We start from the raw sequence: 24,922 nt of genomic DNA, 5'->3' as shown, positions 1-24,922 counted from the left end.
GGCATCCCCCCTTGCGGGATGCTTTTTTATAGGTCATACCAGGAAGCTCTCTTGGTTAACTTTAAATCTTTTAGCATGCTGGAGCGTACGTTGATCTGGAAATTATAAGACTGGTGTTGACCGAACGGGATACAGTTGAAACTCATTTCCCAACAATGCAGATCGCGTGTGATCTGGAAACTACTTGCTGAAATTTCTTTGGTGGCGAAGTTATAACCGCTGGTGAAACTGATTTTCCATTTAGGCGTTAAGGAGAAGTCTCCGTTGATGCCCATCATTTGTGTTACCGTGGATTTGAAAGCGGGTTTACTGTAGCTGAATGTATAATCGATATTGATGGACCAGGGAACATCAAAGTCTAAGTATTGCTCGTAGTACCCTCCGACCATTTCGTTTTTTTCCTCTTTGTTTTTACCGTTGTCTGCGGAAAAGTTGATACCGGTGCTGAGAGATGCGTTTGTGAGTCGCCCGATTCCTCCATGGTATTTATTCAATTTATTACCCTTTTCATCCAATGCATAAGGATCTATGGTCCCCGTGAAATTAAGGTCGATTCTGCTATTGAATAATTTTGTCCGGGCACTTAAACCGATAGTACTGAATTTGAATTTTTCGGCGAATGGATTGTAACTGACTTGTATCCTAAAACTTTCTAATAATTTGATCTTCCGGAATTGTTCCTCGCCGGTCGTATCCTGATCGTTCCTCACTTTCATCTCGAGGTTGTTGTCCAAACTGAAACTGACACTTCCCGCCTGTTTACTGGTTTGAGTGGAAGGACGGTAAATCATACCCTCGTATATGGAATATTCCGTAACGGTAACCCCGTCGGTATAGGTTTTCGTGTAGTTCCCCAGCGGACTGATCGGTGGCGTATAGGACGCTGAGAGTGAAGGACGTATCACGTGCCGTATGGCATAGACCTTAGAACCCGGTTTAAACTGGAACATACCGTATATGGTCGGCGTATAGCCGATGGAGGCACTTGCGGAATAATCATGAGAATAGTTGACGCCCGGGATATCTCGCTGAACGAAATGTCCGCCGCTTGAAGTGGTGTCCGGAACCCATACTCTTTCAATTGTTTTCAGGTTCAAATAGCCGTTATAATTGAGTGAAGGTGTGAGCGTGATGTCTTTTGCCAATTTAAAAGACAGGCTGAGGGGAATATTGTGTCTGAATCCGTTATTCCAGTCTCTGGTAAAGGAGGATTTGAACAGCTTGTCCTCTTTGGTTTGAATGTTATTCTTTAAATCGGCCGAATAAGAAATACCGATATTGTCATACCATTTCATCTCTCCTACTTTCCCTTTTTTGCGAAAAGGATAGATCTGGCTCATACGGAAACTCAGATTGGGCAGGGTAACGGATATGGATGAATCCTGACTGTTCTGATTATGATTGAACGAACCGCTTAAGCTAAACGGTTTTTCAGGCCATTTCTTGCTCCATGAGATACTGGATTGCTTTCGCTGATTGGCTATTTCGTTGATGTTGGTAGAGTTAAAATAGTTTTGGTTGGCAGAAGACATATCCACGGAAGCGGAAAATGTACTATAAGGATTTGCTTTTCCATCCTGAGAGTGGGTCCAACGTACGGACCAATCGCTTGACTCTTGATAATCGGGCATCCCTTTTTCGCTGACGTAGTTTTTACTCGTCGAAAAATCGAAATTACCGTTGAATTTGTAACGTTTTCTGTAGGTGGACCCTAATCTCACGCCCCAGGAGCCATTTGTGTATATGTCTCCGGTGATGGTAAGATCCATGTAATCGCTTATTGCGAAATAGTACCCCCCGTTGCGTAAGTTAAACCCTCTCATCCTTTCTTCTCCGTAAGTAGGTATAATGATACCGGATGTTCCTTTTTTGGTGATCGGAAAATAAGCGAATGGAAGAAAGAGCGGAAGAGGTACGTCTTCCAAAACCAAGTTGGTGAAACCGGCGAAAACTTTTTTGTCCTTGATCATCTTGGCCTTGCTCATACGGAAATAGAAATGAGGATGGTCGTGCTCGTCGCAAGTCGTGTACCATCCGTTTTTTACGCAATAGACCGAGTCGCTTTGCTTTTTAGTTAATTTTCCCTGCAGGTATCCTTCTCCTTCTTGGGTGATGATCTCTTTCACGAAACCTTTACGGGTTTCAAAATTATACCGTAACTCTTTACTGTCAAACTCCTGTCCCCCGTCTTTGAAGTGCGGTTTACCGATCAGGGTTCCTGCCGTGTCGGGTACTCCGGAAGCAAAAGCCAATTTTTTTTCCATGTCCAAGTCGATATAATCGGCTTTTAATTCCGTTCTAATGTATTTAATGAGAGCATCCTTGTAAAAGAAAACTTTTTTGTCGGCAATGGAAAATCTGACAGAATCGGCTGATTCGTAAGTTATTAGGTCGTCAAATAATGGTTCTGCCTCCGGGGTGCTGTCTCTCCGGATGGTGTCGACAGGGTTTCCGATAGAATCATATACGATCCGAAGACTGTCTCCCGGTTGTCCAGTCGTATCAGCCGTCATATTCCATAGCGATCCCCCGAATAAATATTCGGCAGCAAAACTATTCGACGAGAGTATAATAGGCAGGGCAATAGCCATAAAAATGATGCATTTCTTAATAAAAAGCCCTGTATATAATCTAATTTGCAATTTAATATATTATTTTTGTGACTAATATTACTGACGTGATACAGCTTTTCGCTTTGCAAAAGTAAAAAATATTGATGTTAATACTCATGTTTCTTTTTAAAAAGTTTTAAATAACATGATAAATCGGTACGGGATTATTGTTTTAATGTTTATTTGTTGCTTGTTTGGTTTTTTCGGCCCTCTGTCGGCACAGGATCAATTGGGAAAAATCTCCTGTATTTGTATAGATGCAGGGCATGGCGGAAAGGATCCGGGAGCGATAAATGGAAAGGTAAAAGAGAAGGATATTACTTTGGCTATTGCCCTGAAATTAGGGAATTTGATTCACAAGAATTATCCTGATATGAAAATAGTGTATACCCGCAAGAAAGATGTGGCCGTTGATTTGAGGGAACGGGGAAAGATTGCCAACAAGGAAAAAGCCCAGCTGTTTATCTCGATCCATGTGAATAAATTTAAGAATCCGACGGTCCGGGGGGTGGAAACATACGTGCTCGGGTTGCATAAATCGGAGGCCAGCTTGCAGGTTGCCATGAAGGAAAATGAAGCCATTCATTACGAGGAGGATTATACGGTGAAATACGACGGATTTGATCCGCAAAAGACAGAGTCGTATATCATGTTCAATTTTATGAAGAACAGCTACCTGATCAACAGCATGGAATTAGCTACTCCGGTTCAACAGGAGTTGGTGAAAAGTTTAGGATCGGTCAATCGGGAAGTAAGGCAAGCCGGTTTTATCGTGCTGATGGATGTCGGCATGCCTGCCATACTGGTCGAAACCGGTTTTATTTCCAACGCGAAAGATTTGCAATACCTGACAAGTGAATCGGGACAACAAAAAATGGCTCAGGCGATTTTTAGTGCATTTAGAGAATACAAAAATAAGATGGAGAAGAAGAGTATCGTATTGAAGGAAGAGCCTAAAGCCGTATCGTCCGATAGAGAATGGTTCTACGCCGTACAAGTGCTCTCTTCTGCTACCAGGGTTACGGATCTGAAACGTTTACGTTTGAAAGATAAGATCGAGGAGATACGGAGTGACGGTCGGTATAAATATTATGTGGGTAAATTTTCTTCTTATGAAGAGGTTCAGAAAGTACAAAAGCGACTGCGTAAAAGCGTAAAAGACTGTTTTGTGATCGCGATATCGAACGGTCGGGTCGTACCGTTGTCCGAAGTGAAAAAATGGGAAAAGAAATAAAATGCAGCTTATGAAGATAAAAAGGGAGGTTAAATTAGCGATAACGGCATTGTTGGCGGTAATTATTTTGATTTGGGGAATAAATTTTCTGAAAGGAAGTTCTTTGTTTGAGTCCAGAAATGTCTTTTACGGACTTTATGATAGGGTTGACGGGTTGAAGGTTTCAAGCGGTGTGGTTTACCGGGGATATCAGGTGGGACAAGTTCTCTCGATCTCTTTTACCGGAGAACGTTTTGATAAGGTGTTAGTGGAATTTTCAGTCAAGAAGGGATTGGAATTGGCGCGGAATACTTCCGCCTATATTCAAAGTGCGGATTTAATGGGATCGAAGATCATTAATTTGATTCCGGGAAATGCTCAACAATTGGCGGTTAACGGGGATACCTTAAGAACTCAGTTGGAACAGGGGTTGATGGAGCAGGTGAGCAACCAGATGTTACCTTTAAAACAGAAAGCCGAGCATCTTTTTTCATCTTTGGATTCTGTTCTATCCATTGTACAAGGACTATTTAATGAAGATACGAAGCAAAATTTGGCTAATAGTTTTCGTAGTATTGATCGGACACTACATCATTTGGAAGGAGCTTCGGGGAATCTGGATACCTTGATCGAAGGGGAGGCCGGGCGTATCAGCCAGATATTGGAACATATAAATAGCATAACGGCCAATTTGGAACAGAATAACGGCGAGATTTCAAGGACTTTATCCAATTTTGCCGCGATTAGCGATTCCATTCGGCAGGCAAATTTGAAGCAAACCTTGCTCGTTTTGCAAAATGCTTTGTCTGAGGTCGATTCCATCTTGATTAAAATGAATGAGGGTAGAGGTACCTTAGGCGCATTTGTTAATAATGATGAATTTTATTACAATCTGAATCAGGTTTCAGAGAATCTGAATAGGCTTTTAGTCGAGTTCAGGTATAATCCCAAGAAGTTTATTAACCTTTCGTTAATAGATTTTTCCTCCGGTAAAAAAGATAATATGGAGTATGGTATTGTGATTTACGAATCGGAAGATCGTTTATCGCCTGATGCTGAGATATATAAGCAAAACCCTAATTTAAAGGAAGTTAGATATAAAGGGAAGTATTTATACATTTGGAATACGTATAAAAAATTGAAGTCAGCGCAACGTCAGTTGGATAATGTTATGAAACGATATAATAACGCGTATATTGTTAAAATCGACTTCATTTGACAAAATAGAATTGTTCTAAATAATAAAAATGGGGATTTCGTTTACTTAACATAATTATGTGTATTATTTTGTATCTTGAAGATAAAATAAATTGTTTCTCTTCTCTATGTTTTAAAGCTTTACCTTTTTTGAATCTCCTTCGATTGTGTTACAATTATGTTAAGTGGATTGAATTAATGGAGAGAGGATTTTATGTTAAGTTTTTCGTGTAACATTCTTGTTGATAGGTGATTGTGTCTAAACGGCTGATATATAATTTGTAAGCTGGAATTGATAAAAAACAAACAAAACCGACATTTTTTTTCTGATTTTTTTTTTCGAATTTAGCATTCCATTTCACGATAAGGTGAAATTTAAAAGATATACAAATGAGAATGGATTGTAATAGTATTTGGGCAGAATGTTTAAGTTTGATCCGGGAGCAGGTACCGCCAAAGACCTTTAAGACGTGGTTTGAGCCGATACATGCTTTGAGTTTTCAGCAAGATGTGTTGATTATTCAAGTTCCGAGTTTATATGTCTACGAGTGCTTGGAGGAGCATTTCGTGGAGATATTGAGAAATGCCATTCGTTCGGTAATCGGTCCGACTGCGAAGTTGGAATATTCTGTTGTCGTCGAGGAGAGTCGTCGTACGGAACCTTTATCGGTAAAAATGTCATCTAACCATACGAAAAAAATTGAACCTAATACCGCCTATTACGATAAAACGGCAAACGGAACAGCCTTGAAAAATCCGTTTGAACGTTGTAATAATCGTTTGCAAATCGATTCTCAGTTGAATCCTTCTTATACGCTGGAAAGCTATATAGAGGGAAGTTGTAACCGTTTGGCGAAATCTGCAGGTGTCGCCATCGCTCAAAGTCCCGGGGGAACCGCTTTTAATCCTTTATTGATTTATGGGGGGTCCGGTTTGGGGAAAACGCATTTGGCTCAGGCTGTCGGATTGGAGGTAAAACAGAATTTTCCGGAAAAGGTGGTGCTGTATGTCACGACGAATGTTTTTCAAACGCAGTTTACCGAGGCCGTTCGTAAAAACGAGATCAATGATTTCTTGCATTTTTATCAACTGATAGACGTTTTGATACTGGATGATATTCATGAGTTGGCTGGAAAAACCGCAACTCAAAATACTTTTTTCCATATTTTCAATCATCTTCACCAATCCGGTAAGCAATTGATCTTAACTTCCGATCGAGCTCCGGCAGAGTTGAGTGGTTTGGAAGAACGTTTGCTTTCTCGTTTCAGATGGGGCTTGTCCGCGGAGATCAAAGCGCCGGATTTCGAAACTCGTATGGAGATTGCCCGTTTTAAAGCTAAGAAGGACGGAATTGACTTTTCGGATGAGATATTGGAATACATTTGTAAGTACGTGAATAATAACGTGCGCGAATTGGAAGGTGCTATGATCTCTCTGTTGGCTCAGTCCACTTTTAACCGAAAGGATCTGACGGTCGAAGTCGTGAAAGAGATATTGGGTAAGATGGTGAAACGACAAATGGCGGAGCTTACCGTAGAGCGTATTCGGGAAGTGGTATGCGAGTATTTCAACATGCCGGCTCAACTTTTGCAGGAGAAAACCCGGAAGCGGGAAGTGGTGCAGGCTCGACAGTTAGCCATGTATTTCAGTAAAAATTTTACCAATGCTTCCCTTTCCTATATCGGTAACCAGATCGGAAAAAAAGATCATACGACTGTTCTTTACGCTTGTAAGGCCGTTTCCGACCAGATGGAAACGGATCGTGCATTCCGTTCTCGAGTGGAAGAGTTGCAGAAAAAATTGTATTGTAATAATTAACCTGAACAATAGCATGTTGTAATTGTTTATGGAAGATACCTATAAGACAATAGAAGCGATTGCCGAAGGCCTGTATAAGGAGAAAGGCAGTCGTTTTATTTCTTATGTTTATCCGGTATCCGATGAGGACGAGATCAAAGAAATTATAGCCGGAGTAAAAACCCGATACTATGATGCCCGCCATCATTGCTATGCTTATTGCTTGGGGGCAGACAAGTTGAGATTTCGGGCTAACGATGATGGAGAACCTTCTTCCACAGCCGGGAAACCGATTCTTGGACAGATTCATGCGCACGAGCTGACGAATGTACTGATTGTCGTGATCCGGTATTTTGGAGGGACAAAATTAGGGGTTTCCGGGTTGATTCAGGCCTATAGGGAAGCTGCCTCCGACGCGATTGCCCATGCCGTAATTATTGAAAAGACCGTGAATGAAATATTTCATATCAGATTCAGCTATTTGGTGATGAATGATGTAATGAAAGTATTGAAAGAGGAAGAAGCGGAGGTCTTGGAGCGAACTTTTGAGATGGATTGCGATATGTTGTTGAGTATTAGAAAAAAAGATGCTGCCCGCCTTCAGGAACGTTTATTGAAAATCGAATCCCTGCATATAGAAATAGCCGAAGCCTGACTTTTATGCGGTACGGACGCTCTTTTATGACAAACTTTTTTGAAAATTTCCGCCTAAATTCTTGTAGAATCAATAGGAATCACTATCTTTGCACCGCAATTGTAAAAAACAATTGACGATTCAGTAGCTCAGCCGGTAGAGCACAACACTTTTAATGTTGGGGTCCTGGGTTCGAATCCCAGCTGGATCACCAAATGAAACCCAAATCAACACGAAGACGATTTGGGTTTTTTCATTGCTTTTTATCTTCGAATTTTCCCATTGTAATTTATAGCGTTGATCGTGTCCTCAAAAGTCAGTATTGTTTTTAGTAAGTTCTTTTATCCGTATGACGGGAAAGACGTCTCGTGAATACCGGCATTATAATGTTATTCCGTTTGTTTTTCCAAATATATACATTTTGTCGTATCTATTACCGCGAAAAGTCGGATTTTTAGCATGGCGGGGAGGCAACAAAGTTGCTTGCATGGCCATACGGATGTAGCGAAGGGTAAGGAAACCGTAAACCTTTTATTTTATATATCGTTAAAACGAAATAAAGATTTGTTTCGTGTAAGATATCCGTCGAATGATAAGGCGAAGATTTTATTACTGTAAACGATGAAAATGGGAAAGATCTTACTTTTTTAAATGTAGTAGTTATGGCAGATTTGACTTTTCGTGCGAGAGCGCATAGCGAGAATCCCACGAAGACTTTCGTGAAAGTACGGAATTTTGAGATAGTGGTTGATGAGCCCGCCGAATTGGGAGGGACGAATGCGGGAGCTAATCCCGTGGAATACTTACTGGCGGCTTTATCCGGTTGTTTAAATGTCGTGTGTCACATGGTGGCCCAAGAGATGAACTTTGAGCTCAGAAAGCTCGAGATTAAGTTGTCAGGTAGCCTGAACCCGGATAAGTTGTTTGGAAAAAAGAGTGAGGACAGGGCCGGCTACAAACAAATAGAAGTGGTGATAAAAGCCGATACGGACGCCGATTCGGATACATTGGAAAGGTGGATAAAAACGGTTAAGGAACGTTGCCCGGTGAGTGATACGATCAGTCATATTACCCCGGTGGATATTCTTTTGAAATAATACAAGGAGCCTTATTACAAGACACCTTGTATTCCTGACGTTGCTTTCGGTCTCGCGTGTGCGGATTTCGGGTGATCTCGTTTATTAACCCGATCGTTGGGACGAGAAGCGGGGGGAAGAGTGCGGTTCATCGGCTCTTGCGGTCAGACCGAGGGGTAAGAACCCGACGAGGAAAAGAGGAGGATCTGTTCGTTCCGGTATCGTTCTCTTGAAGAGATAGTGTTAAAATTACGGAAATATTTAAATATCAGTATTTTTTTATTTTGTAATGGCTTGAGGTTGAACCGGGATAAGGGAGCGGACATAAAAATGTCTTAAATGTATATTTTTTTCTGACAAGATTTTTTTTATATTTGTCCTGTTAACACCACTTAGTTTACCAACTAAAACGGAGAGACCTTCGGGTCTCTTTCTGTTTTTAGGGTAGACTGATCAGACGATTTGGATGGTTTTCCCTAATACTGTAATGGTTTCTCCTTTGGTTATTTTGGCTCTTTTTCGTGTTTCTATTTCTCCGTTTCGGCGCACTTCTCCATTTTCTACTAATACTTTTGCCATACCGCCGCTTTCCGCGATACGGGTGATTTTTAGTAATTTGATTAACTCGATGTATGCTGTTGTAAGTTCGAACGTTATCATGATGTTGCAAATTTATTGCAAAGGTAACTATTTTTTGCAGCATACCGTAAAGTAGAAACAACTTGAAGTTCGACTTGTTATTTTTGCGATCTCTTAAAAATGATAAAGGATTTACATGTTTTCCTTTTCAAGGGGGAGAAGGTTGAAAGAGACCTTCGGTTAGTTTTAATGTAAAATAGATTAGCATGAAAAATTTTTTTGTATTCGTATTCGTATGTATATGTAGTTTGTCTTCTTTTGCTGAAGGCTTTCAGGTCAATTTGTTAAGCACTAAGCAGACGGGAATGGGGCACGTGGGGGTGGCGATGAAGTTAGGGGCTGAAAGTATGCATTTTAATCCGGCAGGGTTGGTTTTTATGAATCAGGCCGTAGATCTATCGATTGGAATGTCGGCTGTCATGGCGCAAGCGAAATATTCATCGGATGGGTATTCTGTTAAAACGGATAATCCTGTCAGTACCCCGATATATGCTTATGCCGGATTCCGGATTTATGATAATTTAGCTGCGGGTATCGCTTTCAATACTCCTTACGGAAACTCTTTGAAGTGGCCTAAAAACTGGTTAGGTGCCAATTTGATTCAGGATATAAGTTTAAAAGCTTATGTAATTCAACCTACTTTGTCTTATAAAATTATGGATGGTTTAAGTGTGGGTTTTGGCTTGCAGTTAGCTTTTGGCGAGGTAAATCTTTCGCGTGCTTTATTGAGTGTTAATGAATTTCAGACCGTCGGAAAGATGATAGAGAGTGCTCCTCTCCCTATTCCCGATGAACAGAAAGAGACGATTGTACAGTTGATAAAGGGAACTAAAGTTCCGCCGGCTTATGCTCGTTTGGACGGAAAAGCTCATGTGCGGGTTGGTTTTAATGTAGGGGTGATGTATGAGCCTTGTGAAAAAGTGACGATAGGGTTCTCCTATCGCTCGAAAATTGAAATGAGAGTAAAGGAGGGTGAGGCCGAATTAACTTATGCAAACCAGAATATTGAAAATCTATTAGGACAATTGGGAGCTATTGTTCCGGACCTGTCTATTCCTAAATACGATCAAGGTACTTTTCATGCCGAGCTTCCCTTGCCTTCCAACACGACCTTAGGCGTTAGCTATCGTCCTACCGATCGTTGGGAGTTGGCATTGGATTTACAATATGTGGGATGGCAGGCCTATGACTCCCTGAATGTCTATTTCAACGAAGCGGAGCTGGGAATTAAACCCATTAAAGCACAAAAGAATTACAAGAACACGATGATATACCGGATAGGAGCTAAGTATAAAACAACGGATCGTTTGGATTTGCGTGCCGGAATTTATTACGATCAAAGCCCGATACGGAAAAATCACTACAATCCGGAGACTCCGGGAATGAATAAGTTGGGCCTCTCTGCCGGATTGACTTTTTCTCCTTACAAAAACCTGGAAATCGATTTTGCCTTTTTGTACATTCAGGGATTCTGCCGCCATGGAAATTATACTTCTCAGAATGTGGTTATTCCCGGGCAGAAAGATGTATTCTCCGGAAAGTATAAATCCACCGCGTTCTCTCCTTCTTTGGGAATTGCGTACCGATTTTAATAAAAATACCGGAAAGTATAAATTTCTTTCGTCGTGCGATAAGTGAAATTAATAATTATAGTTAACGCCTGTAAGGATTATCCGACCTTACAGGCGTTTTGTTTATGGAATGACATGTTTCCTGTCGCTTCCGGCTGTACTTGAAAGTATGAAACAATCTCTGTTCATGAGTCTGGCATGTGGTAATGTCCCGTTTGGGAAGAAGAGATTGTAAGAGAAGAGAATAAATATTCGGGCACCCGTGACTTTTTTTATTCCGATACGTATATTGTATAAAAATGATAAGTATGGAGAAAATGAGTCATATTCCGGAAAAGGGAACAAAAAAAAGAGTGGTGATTGTCGGTGGCGGGTTCGGCGGTTTGAAATTAGCCAGGGAGTTGGATGATGAAAAATTTCAAATCATATTGATTGATCAAAACAATTACCATTTGTTTCAACCTCTTTTGTATCAGGTAGCCACGTCGGCTATTGAGCCGAGTGAAATCTCTTTTCCTTTTCGCCGGATTTTTAAACGCCGGAAAAATTTTCATATTCGAGTATGTCGGGCAGAGGAGGTTCTTCCGGATGAAAATCGCTTATTGACTTCGATCGGTTTTATCGATTACGATTATTTAGTCATTGCTACCGGGAGCCGGACTAATTTTTTCGGAAACCAGGAATTGGGAGATCTTACCATGCAATTGAAAAATACTTCCGAAGCATTGTTCGATCGGAATAAAATCATTGAGAGTTTTGAAAGGGCTTTGAATAGTGAGGATGAGAGAGAACAAGGGCGTTTATTGACTTTCGTCATTGTCGGAGGGGGAGCTACCGGGGTAGAGTTGGCCGGAGCTTTGGCCGAAATGAAGAGGTTCGTTTTTCCTTCGGATTATCCGGATTTGGATGTAAATAGGATGCGGATTATTTTAGTTGACGGGGCGGATCGCCTGTTGGGAGCTTTTACCCCCGGGTCATCCGATTATGCGGAACGGTATTTGAAGGATAAGGGAGTTGAAATACGTTTAAATGCTTTGGTGAAGGAGTATGACGGTAAGGCATTGACTTTTGTAAATGGGGAGGCGATTGAAACGTGCAATGTATTTTGGGTAGCCGGAGTGAAAGCGAACGGATTAAAAGGTTTTTCCCCTGATACGTATGGAAAGGGCTATCGTTTGATCGTGGACGAATTTAGTCGGGTAAAGGGAATGGGAGATATTTTTGCAATAGGAGACACGGCTATAATGATTACTTCAGGCAACCCCCACGGACATCCTCAGGTTGTTCAACCGGCAATACAACAAGCCCGTTTATTGGCTAAGAACCTGTATCGTATTCTCGCCGGACGTCCTTTACAGGAGTTCAAGTATAGGAATAAAGGGGCAATGGCAACGATCGGGCGTAATTCTGCCGTGGTGGAATTGAATAAAATACGTTTTAGCGGAGCAATGGCCTGGATGTTATGGTTGTTCGTTCATTTGATGAGTATCGTAGGCGTGAAGAATCGTTTGTTTATTTTTATCAATTGGATGTGGAGCTATGTTACCTATGATCAAGCCTTGCGTTTATGGATTCGACCGGAAGAAAAACAAAAAAAAGTTTCTTGAAAACAAAAAGCACTGTCCAATTTTGTGTTCAGGCAGTGCTCCAAGTCTTCTGTTTTTATTCTCCGGCAGGTTGAGCTCCGGTTGCTACGCTCTTGCTGCGTTCAATGGATTGTAGTGCCAGATAATTTGCCCCGAATTTACCGAGATTATCTAATTCCGTTTCGTATTGATCCTGGTGTACTTCTTCTTCCGCAACCAAGGCTTCAAATAATTTTTTAGATACGGAGTCCGCGTTGGCAGCACATTCGTTCGCCCATTTATTGTAGTCATTCACGCTGCCTTCTTCCATCATCGTTGCCGTTTCCAACATCTCTTTCGGATCGTGAATATGCTTGATGTCCGAGGCGGGTTTCATTTCAACTTCTCCTTTTAGAAAAAGAATACGTTCAGCTAATTGCTCTACGTGCATCATCTCTTGAATGGCCGTGCGTTTGAATAGGCCGGATAGTAAATCATACCCCATGTCGTCACAACGGAAATGAAAATACATGTATTGATGAACGGCAACTAATTCATCTGCAACGGCTTTGTTTAATAATTCAATGCTTTTTTCCTTTTTGCTCATAATTTTTTGAATAAGTGGTTATACAATCTATTGTGATGCAAGATAGAAAAAAAAAGTAAATAAACATAAAATCTTACCGCATTTTAAGAGTATTCACGGATCTATTTTTACAACTGTTCGCCATTCGTGGGGAGAGTCGGTTTTTTACTGCCGATGGGGAGTTGCGGGAACATCCTTGTCTCTTATTTTTGTCCTGCGGCATTGAACAGGTATTGAGGAGAACGAACAAAAGGGGAATCGGGACCAGCGGATTGAGTCTTGGTTGAATGTCATGAAGACCGAGATGGAATAGGGGGGGTATTCTCGGAACTTTATTGGAATATGCTATTTGCCAGCAATGTGATCGTTTCTTTCAACAGAAAAGGAAAAATGCTATTCCGGCTTCAAAATCTCGGTTACCTTTCCGGTTTCTGCAATATATTTGTACAGCGCCTTGTAAAACGGATGACAGGTTAAGGTGGAGGAGTCTCCTATGATCATTAGCTTCATTCTGGCACGCGTGATGGCGACATTCATTCGACGGAGATCGTTTAAGAATCCGATCTCACCTCTTTCGTTGGCTCGGACGAGACTAATCAGGATGACATCTCTCTCTTGTCCCTGGAAGCCGTCCACGGTATGGATGGTCAATAATTTTCGGATCGGTATAAAAAAACGATTTTTTTTGATAAGTTGCCTCAGGTATTGGACTTGTACCCGGTAGGGTGATATAAGTCCGAAATCGATACGTTCGTCAATGACCCGTTCGATACCGATCTCTTCTATGTACTTTTGAAGTATTTTGACCAATAGTTCCGCTTCCGGTTTATTGATGCGTCCGAAAGTCTCCGAGACCGGAGTTTCCGTAAATGCACAAGATGCCGTATTGTACCAGACGATAGGAGTATCCCACGCGAGGATATTTCGTTGTGAAACCTCGGGAGCCGCTTTTAAACGGTTATGATAAAACCAGAAAGAGGGAAAGCGCATGATCTCTTCGTGCATACGGTATTGAATTTCCAACATGGAGATGGTCTCTGGTTTTCGTTGGATGATTTTTTGTAGAAGAGTTCTGTTTAGTCCTTGACAAGCTGCTTCATAACATTTTATCGTGGGGGGAAGTTGGTAGTGGTCCCCCGCTAAAATGACCCTTTCGGCTTTAGCGATGGCGATCCAGCAAGCGGCTTCTAATGCTTGACCGGCCTCATCAATGAAGAGGGTTGAGAATCTTTTTCCGTTTAATGTTTTATTGGCCGATCCTACAAGAGTACAGGCTATGACACGTGCTTCTCCGAAAAGTTGTTTTTCTATGCGAATCTCCAATTCAATGGCTTTTTCCTTTAACTGGCGTAGACGGGATAGAAGTGTCCCTCTTTTATCCCCTTTGGTCTTCTTTATTTGTGTAATGATATCCCGGATGTTTTTTCGTGTATTATACAGGGCAGGATAGGCAGGATGTGATGCGAATCTCCGTTCATAGGTGAAGGAAAGCATCTTTTCGTTTACCCGTGTCGGATTCCCTATACGCATGACATTTACTCCCCGGTCCAATAATTTTTCGGATATCCAGTCTACTGCCGTGTTGCTTTGAGCACATACAAGAACTTGATTTTCCCGTCGTAACGTTTCATAAATAGCTTCTACCAAGGTCGTTGTTTTTCCTGTTCCGGGAGGTCCGTGTACGATCGCGATCTCTTTCGCGCGGATGACCCGGTTGACAGCTTTTTCCTGAGATCGGTTTAACCAAAAAAAATGGGTGTCCGCTATCTCTTTGTATTGAGAGGGAATATTTCCTAAAATGACTTCTCTCAGGTGAGCTAAGCGATTGTTTTTAGCTTCCATAACCTCCTTTAAGGCGGAGAACATGGTTTTATATGAAGTCCCGTCAAAGCAGAGTTGTACCCCTAACGTATGGTCGCCTTGCAGATCAAGAAGTACGTTGGAATGAGGCATAACGACCGACATGGTGTTTTCTTGCACATAACTGATGATTCCCGTAAAGCCGAAGTAATGAAGTCGTCCCGTCACGGGATCCGATTTAAAGAAACAAACGGGGCGACCGTATTCAAAAGTGTGTTCGGTCACATCTCCCTCTTTTCGCTTGATTTCTATAATAAATTGATTCAGTGGATTGTAATGACTTTTGCAGATAGTTACAGGATGCCAGCACACTCCTTGCCGGATTTTTTTTATTATTCCGGCATGCTGAGTATGTTGAAAAAATAGCTCTTTCTCGTACTCGTATTCCTGTTGCAATAATTTGTATTGTTGTAACAGGTCGACTAAAGGAGAAATAGTGGTTTCGGGCCTCATACGTTTTGTGGAGTATTTCAATCACAAAAGTATATATAATTCTCATACCTGAATGGCAGATCAGGTAAATGAATGGTTATCGAGGAGATTTTTTTCAAAAAAATCGATCGTAAGAGGATCTCTATTTTGAACAGGCGTGGGGTGCAACATTACTGGTAATTGCTTGCGACCCCAACACCTGATTACATTAAAAATAATATAAATCAACCCCTGATTGGCTTACTTTTAATGTCTCTTCAAAAGGATCTATTTCACTTGTTCCTGTTTCGAAAATGACGTAGCTTTTTTACGGATCTCCGAGGGACTCGCATCTAAATACATCCTGCAAAAATGATATAATGCTTTGTGTGAAGTAAATCGAAATTCTTCAATAATATCTGCGAAATCAATTCTTATATCTTGTAAATAGGCCTCCACCTCTTTGGCTCTTTGGGTTTGTAACCATTTGTAAGCAGATTCTCCGAAAGTGGTTTTGAACTTTCGTTTAAAAGTAGATAAACTGCAACCTGTTTCTTTGGCGAAGTCAGGAATGCTATTTACCTTGTGATAGTTTTGAATGACTAAAGACCTGAAATTTTCATTTCTTCCCATGATAGGATAGAAAATTTGATAAATAGCTTCTTTAGAATAATGTTGGATGAATATGGAGATCAAAACTTTTCTGGATGATTCATTCACCAATTGACAAAAGGCGTCTGAGTCCAAAGAATAGCGGATGTATTCGAGGAATTTTAACAGATGGGATTCTATCGGAAAAGGTTGGAACCTATAATCAAAACGATTGTTTTGATTTATTGAAGCCAGATTAATCTGTTTGCAATATATTTCGAGACCGGTAAAGCGATGAATAAGAATTTCACACTCTTCGTTTCCGGTTTGGAAAGTAACGGAATATCCCTTGGGGATTAATTGTAGATTTCCTTTTTCGAAAATGAGGGTCGGATGGGTACTTAACGAAAGAGAAACATTTCCGGATAATATAAAAAAAAGTGAATGTGAGTTCTGATTGCCTTTACGGAGAATAGTTTGATTAGCCGGAATTTTGTATAATTCAAATCCATTAACGATTTGAGAATTGTAATATGAACAATCCTTTTGATTACATAGGTTTGTATTCATAACCGATTTTGCACCTTTTGATTTATACAAAAGTATCAGCTTTGAGTGTTTTAAATGTATGAAAAGAGGTCAAATGATCTCATAATAAGCTCAATGTGATAAGTGAAATAAAAAGTTGTTTTTATGTTGCTTATTATTAATTAGTTATATTTAAATAAATTCTATACTTTAACTTTTCCCGAAACTCTTCAGGAGTCCGGTGCGAATAATAAATAGAAACGGTGGGGGATTCGGTTATTTTTACTTACCAAGTAAGAATTTCAACTCCTGTTTCTGTTATTAGGATCGTGTTTTCCCATTGGGCTGACGCTAAACCGTCTTCCGTCAAAGCCGTCCATCCGTTGTCTTCATCGATAAAGATTTCATGGGAACCCATATTGATCATCGGTTCGATGGTAAATATCATTCCGGGAACCAATACCATGCCCGTTCCGGGTTTACCGATATGTTCCACTTCCGGTTTTTCATGAAACTGTAAACCTACCCCGTGTCCGCAAAAATCGCGAACTACGGAATAACCGTTGCCTTCGGCATGTGCCTGAATGGCGGCTCCTATATCTCCTAAAAATCCCCAGGGCTTGGCAGCGGCTATGCCTATTTCCAAACACTCTTTGGTCACCTTTACCAATCGTTGTAATTTCTTATCGACCTTTCCGATCATGAACATGCGGGAGGCATCCGAAAAATAACCGTTTAAGATAGTGGAGACATCTACGTTGATAATATCTCCCTCTTGCAAGATGATATCTTTATCGGGAATTCCGTGACACACTTCATCGTTAATGGAGGTACAGACACTTTTGGGGAATCCCTCGTAATTCAAGGGTGCCGGAACTGCTCCATGAGCAACTGTAAAATCGTGTACCATGGAATTTATCTCTTCCGTGGAAATTCCCGCTCTGATATGTTGTGACACATGATCCAATACCGCCGTATTTATTTCGGCACTCTTTTTTATACCTTGAATCTGTTCCGCGTTTTTTATGATTTTCCGGGGAGGAACAGTACAACCTAAACGTCTGTATACCTGTAATTTTTCTTCGAATGAAAGGCTTTTGAAATCTTTCATAGGTTGTAAACCGTTGCTTTTTTTGAATATCATATTTGCAATGTTTTAATAATTGTCCCGGAGAAAAAAAAGACTCTGGAGGCAAAAATGAGATTACTTAAAAGTTTGTCGCTAAGGTACGGATTTTTGTTAGAGATTATTCCGTGTTGAATGGTAAAATAGAATAAAAAGATGTCCGGAAAAATTTTCCGGACATCTACCGTCGTGTGTGTTGATTATGTGTGAAGTGTTATTCTGAAATCATTACAACCAGATATTTCGTTTGTTTCCAGAAAGCGTTTTCGTCGTTGATGTTTAATTTTTGCATCCCGTTTTCATCGGCTTCTAAAGTGTATGATTTGGCCGGATGAGCGGATAATATTTTTGCTTTTTTAGAGTTCAGTGCGATTGATTTCGTTTCACGGATGTCGATGTTCTCAAATCTTGCATTCTGAGCCTGAGTGGAAACGATCGGCGGACAGAAGATTCCCTGACGTGAAATAACGTTAGCTGCTTTCAAGTTTTTTCTGCTGCCTATCAGGTAATGTCCCGTGTGAATATCGGCATCTTGTTTTGAAATGGTTTCTTTTTGAGAGGTAGACTCTTCCTGTAGATTGGAAACATTTTGGTTTAACTCTGCAATTTGTTGATTCTTTATGCCCAGTTCCTTTTCTTTTTCTGCCAATAAACGAGTCATTTCCTGTACTTTAGTTTTACTTTGATCCAGTTCTTCGTTCAAGCCGGCAATTAGCTTCTTGAATTGGGCCGATTGACTTTTATTTTGTTTTTCCAACTTGGCAATCTGATCCTTGTAGGTACTGATTGCTCCAGAGAGAGCGTTGATATCGTCTTTTAATTTGGTTATTTGCTCTTTGGTCGTGTTTGTTTTTTGGTCTTTAGCCGATTCCAATGCCAAAAGATGTTCTGCTTCGCGAATAGATTGCATTCCTGCCGTGATCTCGTTTAAGCCGGAGAGTATATTCTCCATCTCTGCATTCTGATTCGTGTTAACTGTGTTTAACGAGTCGTATTTGGCGACCAGGGTTTTGTATTTTTGCGAGCTCTCAACACAACTGCCGAGGAATAACAGAGAGAATATTCCGATTGATAAAAAAATCTTTTTCATGATTGTTAATTTTTAAGTTTACATTTATTCGTGCTGTTTTTCTTAGCACAAGGGGTGTGCCAAAATACTATATTTTTATTATGATATTGATATACATATTGTTATATATTTTTGTATTGGTACGTATAATTAAAAAAGTGAGGAATACTCGTTCCACACTGTGGAATTTCTCTACACGTTGGTTGGGGAGTGAAGGACGAAAGATTAAATTCGGTATAAAAACGGAATATGCTATTAAAGTCATCTTTTTTTTGTAAATTTGAAAAGTTGAACTATAATACAAGAGAATTATGAAAAGATCATTTCTTTTTTTGGCGGAAGGTTTTGAGGAGATGGAAGCGATTGCAATTGTCGACGTGTTGCGTCGAGGAGGTGTCGATATAAAGATTGTATCCGTCTCGGATCAATTGAACGTGAGAGGTGCTCATGGCGTGTCGATGGAAGCGGATGTCGTATTGCGTCAAGTGGCGGAAGAAGATGCGGCATGCCTGATCTTTCCCGGAGGTCTTCCCGGGGCGCAAAACTTATCGGATTCCCCTCGGTTGATTCAATTATTGCAAGATCATTTCGACCGGGGCGGACGTGTTGCGGCTATCTGTGCAGCGCCGGCTTTGGTTTTGAGTAAGCTGAAAACCGATAGAAAATATAGGATGACGACCTATCCGGGATTCGAAAAATACCTGGTCAACGCGGATGTTGTTGCGGACGGGGTTGTCGTTGACGGACGTATCGTAACAGGTAAAGGACCGGCTTTTGCCTTGGATTTCGGGTTGACGGTGTTGCGGGAAATCGTGTCTCAAAAGGCTGCTGACGAGGTTGCTCGGGGTATGTTAAGATGATTTTTTAAGTTTAACGATAGTGGATTGGTTTGCAGGACGGATGGTTAACGTCCTGCATTTTCCATGTTTGGATTTTCCAGTAGGAGTGGAGGGTCCTGAGATCGTGTCTTAAAATTTACGGTGGAAATGGCTATTTATTGTATCATGGGAAGGTTCGTGAAGGTATAATTATAACCGGTTATATTACAGTATCTTTAATATTGCTATGAGAAGCTTTTTTTTGTTTTTGTTGTTATTATTCGTAAGTGTTCAAGAAGGGGAGTGTGGGGAGAATGGTATTTTTACCGATACCTTGGAAGGTAACGTGGTGCCGGCCGAGCAAGCCATTTTGTTAAAAGAAAAACTGTATCGGGTAGGTAGTCTGTATAATAGTAAGAGATATTCCGAAGAAAAAGGAAAAATTGATTCTTTGGCGCTTTTGCATCGGATCACGGAAGAGGAGAGACAGTTAAGGTTGATAGCTTTGGGGCGTGAAATGGAAAGTTGTCGGTTTTTATTGAGCAGGTATTCTTCTTTTTGGGCTTCTCGGGAAATAAAAGAGTTAAGTGATACAGAACGGGAGGCCTACGATCTTTTCATAAAAGGGGATATACCGAATGCTCTTCGTGTTTATGAAAAAGAACCGGTTATAAAAAAAATCGAGGAGGTAAAAGGAAAATTTGCACTTTCGGACGTGAAAATATTACATCGTTATGCAATGCTCTGTCTTTTTACGGGAGAAAAAAAGTATAGGGATAAGGCTTTAGCAATTTACCGAATATTGGCTTTTTCCGATAAGAAAAGTTACGAGAATGCTTTTCAATATGCCTATGCCCTGGCTGAACAAAAAAATATGGAAGAGGCTTTTGCGGAAGCTAAGCGTGCATCGAAATTAGCTCGGACACCTGTTGAAACGGTTAAATTATATGCATTACAGATGTTTTTGAATGAGAGTGTAGGGAAAAAAAAGAGAGCTGCTGTTTTGCGGAAAAAGTTGATACGGGATTTGTATCGTATCCGGGATGATGCGGAGAAATCGTCTGCATTGGCTGATCTTGTTGATATCCAGATGTTTTTAAAAGGGAGGGGGAACGATGAAAGAGTACAAATGTATCGGGAAGAGATCAGAATAGGTGAGGAGTTGCCGGAATTTACTTCCGGATGTTATCGAACCGGATTGTCAAATTTGTATGAAATGTTGATGTCTCTCTTGATCCGGGAAAAAGCATACGAGGAGATGAATTCCTACGTGTATAAGTTGATTAATATCCGGGGAAAGATGGCTGAAGAAGATGAATCCGGATACGAACCTTTACGGAAAGCGATGGACTATACTATCCGGTGGTTCACTTTATCCCGTCAATGGGATAAAGCTTTACCCTTATTTCAACAATGGGAGATTGTGGCCCGGAATCTTTATGAAAAAAATCCTTCCGGTTATTCCGCCTTTTACGTGGAGAGTCTTTGTTTTATGGGTAGGTTGTACGCGGGGAAAAACGATTGGCTCAAATCGGACGAGTATTACCGGAAAATCGGAGAGGTTTTGAAAAAGTTGTTGGTATGCGGTAAAGAAAGCTATTTCGGGGTGCTTGTTGCGTGTGAGCGGGATCTTGCGTCTTTTTTATATAAAGAAAAGGATGTGGAGGGTGTTCAAGAGATTATACCGGAGTTGTTGCAGCATGGAAAATTATTGTATGGGTCTGATATGTTGAGCTATACTTCGCTTCTGTCCGATGTCTGTTTTTTAGGAGCAGAGGTGGCATTGGTCATGGGAGATGCGGAGAATGCTCTTGTTTATTATAAAGAGGCCGGAGACCTGTGTTTGCTTCAAGGAGAGGATGTTTCGTTAAAAACGGAAGATTATATGCGGATTCTTTCCCGGCTGGGAGGGATATATATGTATAAGAAAGAGTGGAAAACGGCAAAGGATTATTTAGAAACGGCTTTGAATGGAAAGATTTTAGAAAGAAAATATGGTTCGGAGGATGAATCCGTTCATGCCGAAATATGGGCAAATTTGGCAACGGTTAATTTAGAGATGAATGATAAGAAGGATGCTGAAAGGTGTTATAAAGAAGCGTTACAAATTTACGAGCGATTGTTTCTGGTGGATTCCGTTGGTTATGCATCTTATAAAATCACCGTTTTAATGAATCTGAGTTCGCTCGTTTTCTCGGAGAGCCGTTTGACGGAGTCTCTCTTTTACCTGCAAGAAGCTCGTCGTCTGGCTTCGGAATATAGCGTTATCCGTTCTTCCATTTATGTCCCTTATCGGATCGTTTCGGATATTTATTATGGTGTCTATCAAATCAAGACGGGTGAGGAACGGGAAGGGAAAGCTCTTTTGTCCCTTGCTTTGCGTGAAGCTCAGCAATACTCGGATAATCCTTTGATTGTTTATGTCATGAATCTTTACCGGGCAGGCAAGGTATTGGAAAAATAGTTGTATATATCACCCAAACCGGCATCGGCCCTTTTTGCAATTTCCTGCGTAGAGGTTTTCAGGTAGCCTTTCTGCAGAAATAAATTTTGGGTAACACTTGGGGACGGGGTTAAAGTGCTATCAAGCAGCCATAAAACATCCCATTTACCGAATTCCAATCATTATAAAGTTAAATTGCAAATTAAAAACTTTCATTCCTGATCTACAATCGTTAATAAAAAAAGAGAATCACTTTTGTGACTCTCTTTGCTGTGGTGGTGGGGAGGCAACCACATGATGAAATTCACCTATTGATGTGATAAATCAATTTGGTTTTGTCGCAAAAATATCGTAAATTTGCGACAAAAGAACTTTATAAATCAGATGCATTCAATTGAAGATAGGATACTTACGAGTATCGCCAAACGCGGAAGGGGGGCAATAATTTCACCCCTTGACTATGCTAGTTATGGAAACTCAAAGGCAGTCCAAAAAGCCTTTGAGCGGTTGACTATTGCTGAAAAACTCATAAGGGTCGCGCGTGGGATCTACTGCTATCCGAAGATTGAGAAAGTTTTAGGGCTGGGGGTACTGCATCCGACTTTTGAGGAAATCGCCGCTGCCATTGCCCGAAGGGATAAAGCAAGGATTGTCCCCACCGGAATATATGCATTGAATAAACTGGGACTGTCAACCCAAGTGCCGATGAATGTAGTATATCTTACCGATGGTTCTCCCCGTAAGGTGAAGCTGCATGGGGAGAGGGGGATACAATTCAAGCACACGGCAAAAAAGAATCTGGCATTTCAGAATGATTTTGCCATGCTCTTGACCTTTGCCCTGCGTGAAATCGGGGAGGACAGGCTGACGGAAAACCAACTTGCACATATACGAAAACTATTAAAAAACGTACCGTTTGAATCCATTAAAAGGGATTTCCCGCTTATCCCCGCATGGATCCGGAAAATAATACTCACCGCCTATGAATAAATTTTTGTCTCTTAGCGAAGCACAGCACCGGACTGTATTTATGGAAACTGCGACAAGGATTCACTTGCCGGCAGCCGCCATCGAGAAAGATTTTTGGGTGACAGAGATACTCAATATTCTTTTCTCGTTGCCTTACGCTGATAAAATGGTGTTCAAGGGCGGCACATCGCTCAGTAAGGTATGGGGTGTAATACAGCGTTTTTCCGAAGATATAGACATCGCAATAGACCGAAGTATGTTCGGGATAGAGGGAGATGTCACCAAGAAACAATTGAAGAAGTTGCGTAAAGCGTCTTCAGTGTTTGTGAGAGACACACTTGCATCTGATTTGGTGACAGCGGTAGAAAATGCCGGATTGAACAAATTTGTTACAGTGGTAGCAGACCGCGATGGTGAAGGAGATGCGACATACCCCGAACCTCGGCAGATCCACATCTTCTATACTTCTGTTTTGCCACCGGAGGTTAAAACATATTTGCGCGATGAAGTTTTGCTGGAGGTAGGCGCTCGTTCCCTATTCGAGCCTACGGCAAAAGCTTCGGTTGATTCATTCGTCGCAACCGAATTTCCTCACTTGACATCAAGAGATGCCGAGGTTCAAATGGTAGCGGCTATCGCTGAAAAGACATTCCTTGAAAAAGCTTTTCTTTTACATGAACTCTTCACTACCGATGGATGCCGCAATGCAAACCGTAAGTCACGTCATTTGTATGACTTGTGCAAGTTGATAGAGGCTGGAATATCAGATAAAGCGGTTGCCAATGATGAGCTTTGGGAAACCATACGTCATCATCGTGAGATTTTCACATTAGTGCGCGATGTGGATTATACCCCTGACATTCGTAAACGCATTTGTCTTGTACCACCGGAAGAAGTCCTCGAAGAATGGAAGAACGACTATGAAACGATGGTTTCTCATATGATTTACGAGGATAGGATTCCTTCCTTTACCGACATCCTCGAAGGCGTAGCAAAAATAGAAAGCAATTTCAGAGAACATTGACTTGATGACTATGAATAGAGCTGAATTTTCAAATATCCTAAGTTCAATCATTATTCCAGGCGATACGTCTATTGCTTCATTGCCAGTCTTGTTAGCTCCAATCAATAAGGCTATAACAGAGCTTAAGCCTGACAAACTATTCAGATACAGGACTGTAAATGAGAACAACATTAATTCGTTAAAATCTGACGATGTATATACCGTCACGGCCGATATGTTTAATGATCCATACGATTCATTATTCCAATATGATATTAATCAAATTGAAAGCTTAATAAGGAATACGGCAAATGTAGAATTTGTGCGTATAATGCAGGATATGTTCCAAAAGACAGATAGTTTTATTTCTGAGATCAATCGCTATTTTCCCAATGGTGAATTCAATGTTGTAAAAGAAAACTTATGTAAGACAGATTTATCAAATTCAAAAGAAATAAATAATCGTTTGGGAAATATGGCTTTTGGAATTATAGCTTTAATAAATGCCATTGCACCATTGGTAGAAACGCAAATAAGGAATGCCGTAACATATGCTTGTTTCAGTGAGAGAGTGGATTCAATTACGATGTGGAGCCATTATACCAATTACCATGAAGGTTATGCTTTAGGGTATTCTAAAGATGAACTGTCTTTTAAGCAGATGAATATGCTCAAATGTGGATTATTTCCCGTAATTTATTCTGAATCTCGGTACAACGGAAGTTCTTTGTTTGCATGGGCGATATACAATGTTTTCGGATGGCAAATAATTGAACCAGATAAGCTTGCGACTATTAAAGTCGGACTCAACAAATCTACCGATTGGAGTTATGAAAATGAATGGAGGTTGATTTGCACAGCTCCCCAACAAGAACGCTCATCACCTAAAGTAACGCCAATAACAATTCACCCAAGTGAGATTTATTATGGCACTCGGATTTCTAAGGAAAATAAAGCGCTCCTTCATAGCATAGCTGTTGATAGAAATCTCGCAGAATTTGATATGAGCATTGACAATGCTTCGGATCATTACCAGATGATAGTAAAACCAGCAGTTTTTCAATAAATATCAGTATTTGGGGAATATAGGTCGTTTTTATCTTTTCGTTGCCCTATATATAGTTAGGTTTAGTTTGTCGGGCAATATATATGCCCGACAAACTAAACCTAACTATGAGAGCTGAGGAAAATATATGATTGAGCCATATCATCCG

20 protein-coding genes and 1 tRNA gene are annotated in these 24,922 nt (G+C 40.7%); 13 read left to right on the top strand and 8 right to left on the bottom strand.

The annotated features are described in order from the left end of the window. Nucleotides 1-26: 26 nt before the first annotated feature. Entirely contained in the window at nucleotides 27-2,591 is a 2,565-nt protein-coding gene (locus DMB45_RS08920) for a putative LPS assembly protein LptD (protein WP_041502265.1), read from the bottom strand. 166 nt (nucleotides 2,592-2,757) lie between these two features. Between DMB45_RS08920 and DMB45_RS08915 the strand changes: the two genes are divergently transcribed. From DMB45_RS08915 to DMB45_RS08890, 6 genes are all read left to right on the top strand, one after another. After that, nucleotides 2,758-3,846, top strand: a complete 1,089-nt coding sequence (locus DMB45_RS08915) for an N-acetylmuramoyl-L-alanine amidase (RefSeq protein WP_041502264.1) — start codon at nucleotides 2,758-2,760, stop codon at nucleotides 3,844-3,846. A 10-nt stretch (nucleotides 3,847-3,856) separates the two neighbouring features. Further along, the gene (locus DMB45_RS08910; protein WP_110688754.1) at nucleotides 3,857-5,044 is read left to right on the top strand and encodes an MlaD family protein; all 1,188 of its coding nucleotides are present in this window, start codon (nucleotides 3,857-3,859) and stop codon (nucleotides 5,042-5,044) included. Between the two features lie 368 nt (nucleotides 5,045-5,412). Then, complete coding sequence (gene dnaA / locus DMB45_RS08905; protein WP_041502263.1) at nucleotides 5,413-6,840, top strand: chromosomal replication initiator protein DnaA; 1,428 nt, start codon at nucleotides 5,413-5,415, stop codon at nucleotides 6,838-6,840. A 28-nt stretch (nucleotides 6,841-6,868) separates the two neighbouring features. After that, nucleotides 6,869-7,474: an IMPACT family protein gene (locus DMB45_RS08900; RefSeq protein ID WP_041502262.1), complete on the top strand. Its 606-nt coding sequence runs from the start codon at nucleotides 6,869-6,871 to the stop codon at nucleotides 7,472-7,474. Nucleotides 7,475-7,591: 117 nt separating this feature from the next. Next, nucleotides 7,592-7,667, top strand: a tRNA-Lys gene (locus tag DMB45_RS08895). Nucleotides 7,668-8,115: 448 nt separating this feature from the next. Next, nucleotides 8,116-8,550 (top strand): OsmC family protein, encoded by a 435-nt coding sequence (locus DMB45_RS08890; protein WP_041502261.1) that lies wholly within the window; start codon nucleotides 8,116-8,118, stop codon nucleotides 8,548-8,550. Nucleotides 8,551-8,982: 432 nt separating this feature from the next. Here the strand turns inward: DMB45_RS08890 and DMB45_RS08885 are convergent, their stop codons facing one another. After that, nucleotides 8,983-9,189, bottom strand: a complete 207-nt coding sequence (locus DMB45_RS08885) for an RNA-binding S4 domain-containing protein (RefSeq protein ID WP_041502260.1) — start codon at nucleotides 9,187-9,189, stop codon at nucleotides 8,983-8,985. A 185-nt stretch (nucleotides 9,190-9,374) separates the two neighbouring features. Between DMB45_RS08885 and DMB45_RS08880 the strand changes: the two genes are divergently transcribed. Further along, a complete protein-coding gene (locus tag DMB45_RS08880) occupies nucleotides 9,375-10,760 on the top strand; it encodes an OmpP1/FadL family transporter (protein ID WP_110688684.1) in 1,386 nt (461 codons plus the stop codon). A 287-nt stretch (nucleotides 10,761-11,047) separates the two neighbouring features. Then, nucleotides 11,048-12,346 carry an NAD(P)/FAD-dependent oxidoreductase gene (locus DMB45_RS08875; protein WP_059025502.1) on the top strand — a complete coding sequence of 433 codons (1,299 nt, stop codon included), beginning with the start codon at nucleotides 11,048-11,050 and terminating at the stop codon, nucleotides 12,344-12,346. 55 nt (nucleotides 12,347-12,401) lie between these two features. Here the strand turns inward: DMB45_RS08875 and DMB45_RS08870 are convergent, their stop codons facing one another. The 5 genes from DMB45_RS08870 to DMB45_RS08850 form a co-directional block, all read right to left on the bottom strand. After that, nucleotides 12,402-12,911 (bottom strand): bacterioferritin, encoded by a 510-nt coding sequence (locus tag DMB45_RS08870; protein ID WP_041502257.1) that lies wholly within the window; start codon nucleotides 12,909-12,911, stop codon nucleotides 12,402-12,404. Between the two features lie 372 nt (nucleotides 12,912-13,283). Beyond that, nucleotides 13,284-15,203 carry an AAA domain-containing protein gene (locus DMB45_RS08865; RefSeq protein WP_041502256.1) on the bottom strand — a complete coding sequence of 640 codons (1,920 nt, stop codon included), beginning with the start codon at nucleotides 15,201-15,203 and terminating at the stop codon, nucleotides 13,284-13,286. A gap of 246 nt (nucleotides 15,204-15,449) precedes the next feature. Further along, nucleotides 15,450-16,322, bottom strand: coding sequence for a helix-turn-helix domain-containing protein (locus DMB45_RS08860; protein WP_041502255.1), 873 nt, complete (start codon nucleotides 16,320-16,322; stop codon nucleotides 15,450-15,452). Nucleotides 16,323-16,566: 244 nt separating this feature from the next. Further along, a complete protein-coding gene (gene map / locus DMB45_RS08855; RefSeq protein WP_041502481.1) occupies nucleotides 16,567-17,391 on the bottom strand; it encodes a type I methionyl aminopeptidase in 825 nt (274 codons plus the stop codon). A 229-nt stretch (nucleotides 17,392-17,620) separates the two neighbouring features. Further along, the gene (locus DMB45_RS08850; RefSeq protein WP_041502254.1) at nucleotides 17,621-18,496 is read right to left on the bottom strand and encodes a Cbp1 family collagen-binding glycoprotein adhesin; all 876 of its coding nucleotides are present in this window, start codon (nucleotides 18,494-18,496) and stop codon (nucleotides 17,621-17,623) included. Between the two features lie 290 nt (nucleotides 18,497-18,786). On the opposite strand from DMB45_RS08850, the gene DMB45_RS08845 reads away from it, so the two are divergent. Continuing rightward, nucleotides 18,787-19,335: a DJ-1 family glyoxalase III gene (locus tag DMB45_RS08845; RefSeq protein ID WP_041502253.1), complete on the top strand. Its 549-nt coding sequence runs from the start codon at nucleotides 18,787-18,789 to the stop codon at nucleotides 19,333-19,335. A 205-nt stretch (nucleotides 19,336-19,540) separates the two neighbouring features. Beyond that, nucleotides 19,541-21,757 (top strand): tetratricopeptide repeat protein, encoded by a 2,217-nt coding sequence (locus tag DMB45_RS08840; RefSeq protein WP_041504823.1) that lies wholly within the window; start codon nucleotides 19,541-19,543, stop codon nucleotides 21,755-21,757. Here the strand turns inward: DMB45_RS08840 and DMB45_RS08835 are convergent. After that, nucleotides 21,727-21,915, bottom strand: coding sequence for a helix-turn-helix domain-containing protein (locus DMB45_RS08835; RefSeq protein ID WP_082027454.1), 189 nt, complete (start codon nucleotides 21,913-21,915; stop codon nucleotides 21,727-21,729). The genes DMB45_RS08840 and DMB45_RS08835 overlap by 31 nt on opposite strands. Before the next feature lie 205 nt (nucleotides 21,916-22,120). Between DMB45_RS08835 and DMB45_RS08830 the strand changes: the two genes are divergently transcribed. Genes DMB45_RS08830 through DMB45_RS08820 form a run of 3 tightly spaced genes read left to right on the top strand, consistent with a single transcriptional unit; the run spans nucleotide 22,121 to nucleotide 24,774 of the window. Beyond that, the gene (locus DMB45_RS08830; protein ID WP_041504824.1) at nucleotides 22,121-22,726 is read left to right on the top strand and encodes a DUF6088 family protein; all 606 of its coding nucleotides are present in this window, start codon (nucleotides 22,121-22,123) and stop codon (nucleotides 22,724-22,726) included. Then, the gene (locus DMB45_RS08825) at nucleotides 22,719-23,729 is read left to right on the top strand and encodes a nucleotidyl transferase AbiEii/AbiGii toxin family protein (protein ID WP_041504825.1); all 1,011 of its coding nucleotides are present in this window, start codon (nucleotides 22,719-22,721) and stop codon (nucleotides 23,727-23,729) included. Before DMB45_RS08830 ends, DMB45_RS08825 begins: the two co-directional genes overlap by 8 nt. A 10-nt stretch (nucleotides 23,730-23,739) precedes the next feature. Next, nucleotides 23,740-24,774 (top strand): DUF2971 domain-containing protein, encoded by a 1,035-nt coding sequence (locus tag DMB45_RS08820; protein WP_160289612.1) that lies wholly within the window; start codon nucleotides 23,740-23,742, stop codon nucleotides 24,772-24,774. The last annotated feature ends 148 nt before the right edge of the window (nucleotides 24,775-24,922 follow it).

It is taken from the genome of Sanguibacteroides justesenii, from assembly GCF_003204205.1.
Classification (GTDB): Bacteria; Bacteroidota; Bacteroidia; order Bacteroidales; family Marinifilaceae; genus Gabonibacter; species Gabonibacter massiliensis.
The sequence above is the reverse complement of the archived record's forward strand: the minus strand, read 5'-3'. Positions and strand labels throughout refer to the sequence as shown.

Excerpts from the sequence above, each read along its gene's own strand:
- DMB45_RS08870 (WP_041502257.1), bottom strand. The coding sequence starts at position 12,911 with ATGAGCAAAAAGGAAAAAAGCATTGAATTATTAAACAAAGCCGTTGCA.
- DMB45_RS08880 (WP_110688684.1), top strand. The coding sequence starts at position 9,375 with ATGAAAAATTTTTTTGTATTCGTATTCGTATGTATATGTAGTTTGTCT.
- DMB45_RS08875 (WP_059025502.1), top strand. The coding sequence starts at position 11,048 with ATGGAGAAAATGAGTCATATTCCGGAAAAGGGAACAAAAAAAAGAGTG.
- DMB45_RS08820 (WP_160289612.1), top strand. The coding sequence starts at position 23,740 with ATGAATAGAGCTGAATTTTCAAATATCCTAAGTTCAATCATTATTCCA.
- DMB45_RS08890 (WP_041502261.1), top strand. The coding sequence starts at position 8,116 with ATGGCAGATTTGACTTTTCGTGCGAGAGCGCATAGCGAGAATCCCACG.
- DMB45_RS08885 (WP_041502260.1), bottom strand. The coding sequence starts at position 9,189 with ATGATAACGTTCGAACTTACAACAGCATACATCGAGTTAATCAAATTA.
- DMB45_RS08900 (WP_041502262.1), top strand. The coding sequence starts at position 6,869 with ATGGAAGATACCTATAAGACAATAGAAGCGATTGCCGAAGGCCTGTAT.
- DMB45_RS08825 (WP_041504825.1), top strand. The coding sequence starts at position 22,719 with ATGAATAAATTTTTGTCTCTTAGCGAAGCACAGCACCGGACTGTATTT.
- DMB45_RS08830 (WP_041504824.1), top strand. The coding sequence starts at position 22,121 with ATGCATTCAATTGAAGATAGGATACTTACGAGTATCGCCAAACGCGGA.
- DMB45_RS08845 (WP_041502253.1), top strand. The coding sequence starts at position 18,787 with ATGAAAAGATCATTTCTTTTTTTGGCGGAAGGTTTTGAGGAGATGGAA.
- dnaA (WP_041502263.1), top strand. The coding sequence starts at position 5,413 with ATGAGAATGGATTGTAATAGTATTTGGGCAGAATGTTTAAGTTTGATC.
- DMB45_RS08910 (WP_110688754.1), top strand. The coding sequence starts at position 3,857 with ATGAAGATAAAAAGGGAGGTTAAATTAGCGATAACGGCATTGTTGGCG.
- map (WP_041502481.1), bottom strand. The coding sequence starts at position 17,391 with ATGAAAGATTTCAAAAGCCTTTCATTCGAAGAAAAATTACAGGTATAC.
- DMB45_RS08860 (WP_041502255.1), bottom strand. The coding sequence starts at position 16,322 with ATGAATACAAACCTATGTAATCAAAAGGATTGTTCATATTACAATTCT.
- DMB45_RS08850 (WP_041502254.1), bottom strand. The coding sequence starts at position 18,496 with ATGAAAAAGATTTTTTTATCAATCGGAATATTCTCTCTGTTATTCCTC.
- DMB45_RS08915 (WP_041502264.1), top strand. The coding sequence starts at position 2,758 with ATGATAAATCGGTACGGGATTATTGTTTTAATGTTTATTTGTTGCTTG.
- DMB45_RS08920 (WP_041502265.1), bottom strand. The coding sequence starts at position 2,591 with ATGGCTATTGCCCTGCCTATTATACTCTCGTCGAATAGTTTTGCTGCC.
- DMB45_RS08840 (WP_041504823.1), top strand. The coding sequence starts at position 19,541 with ATGAGAAGCTTTTTTTTGTTTTTGTTGTTATTATTCGTAAGTGTTCAA.
- DMB45_RS08865 (WP_041502256.1), bottom strand. The coding sequence starts at position 15,203 with ATGAGGCCCGAAACCACTATTTCTCCTTTAGTCGACCTGTTACAACAA.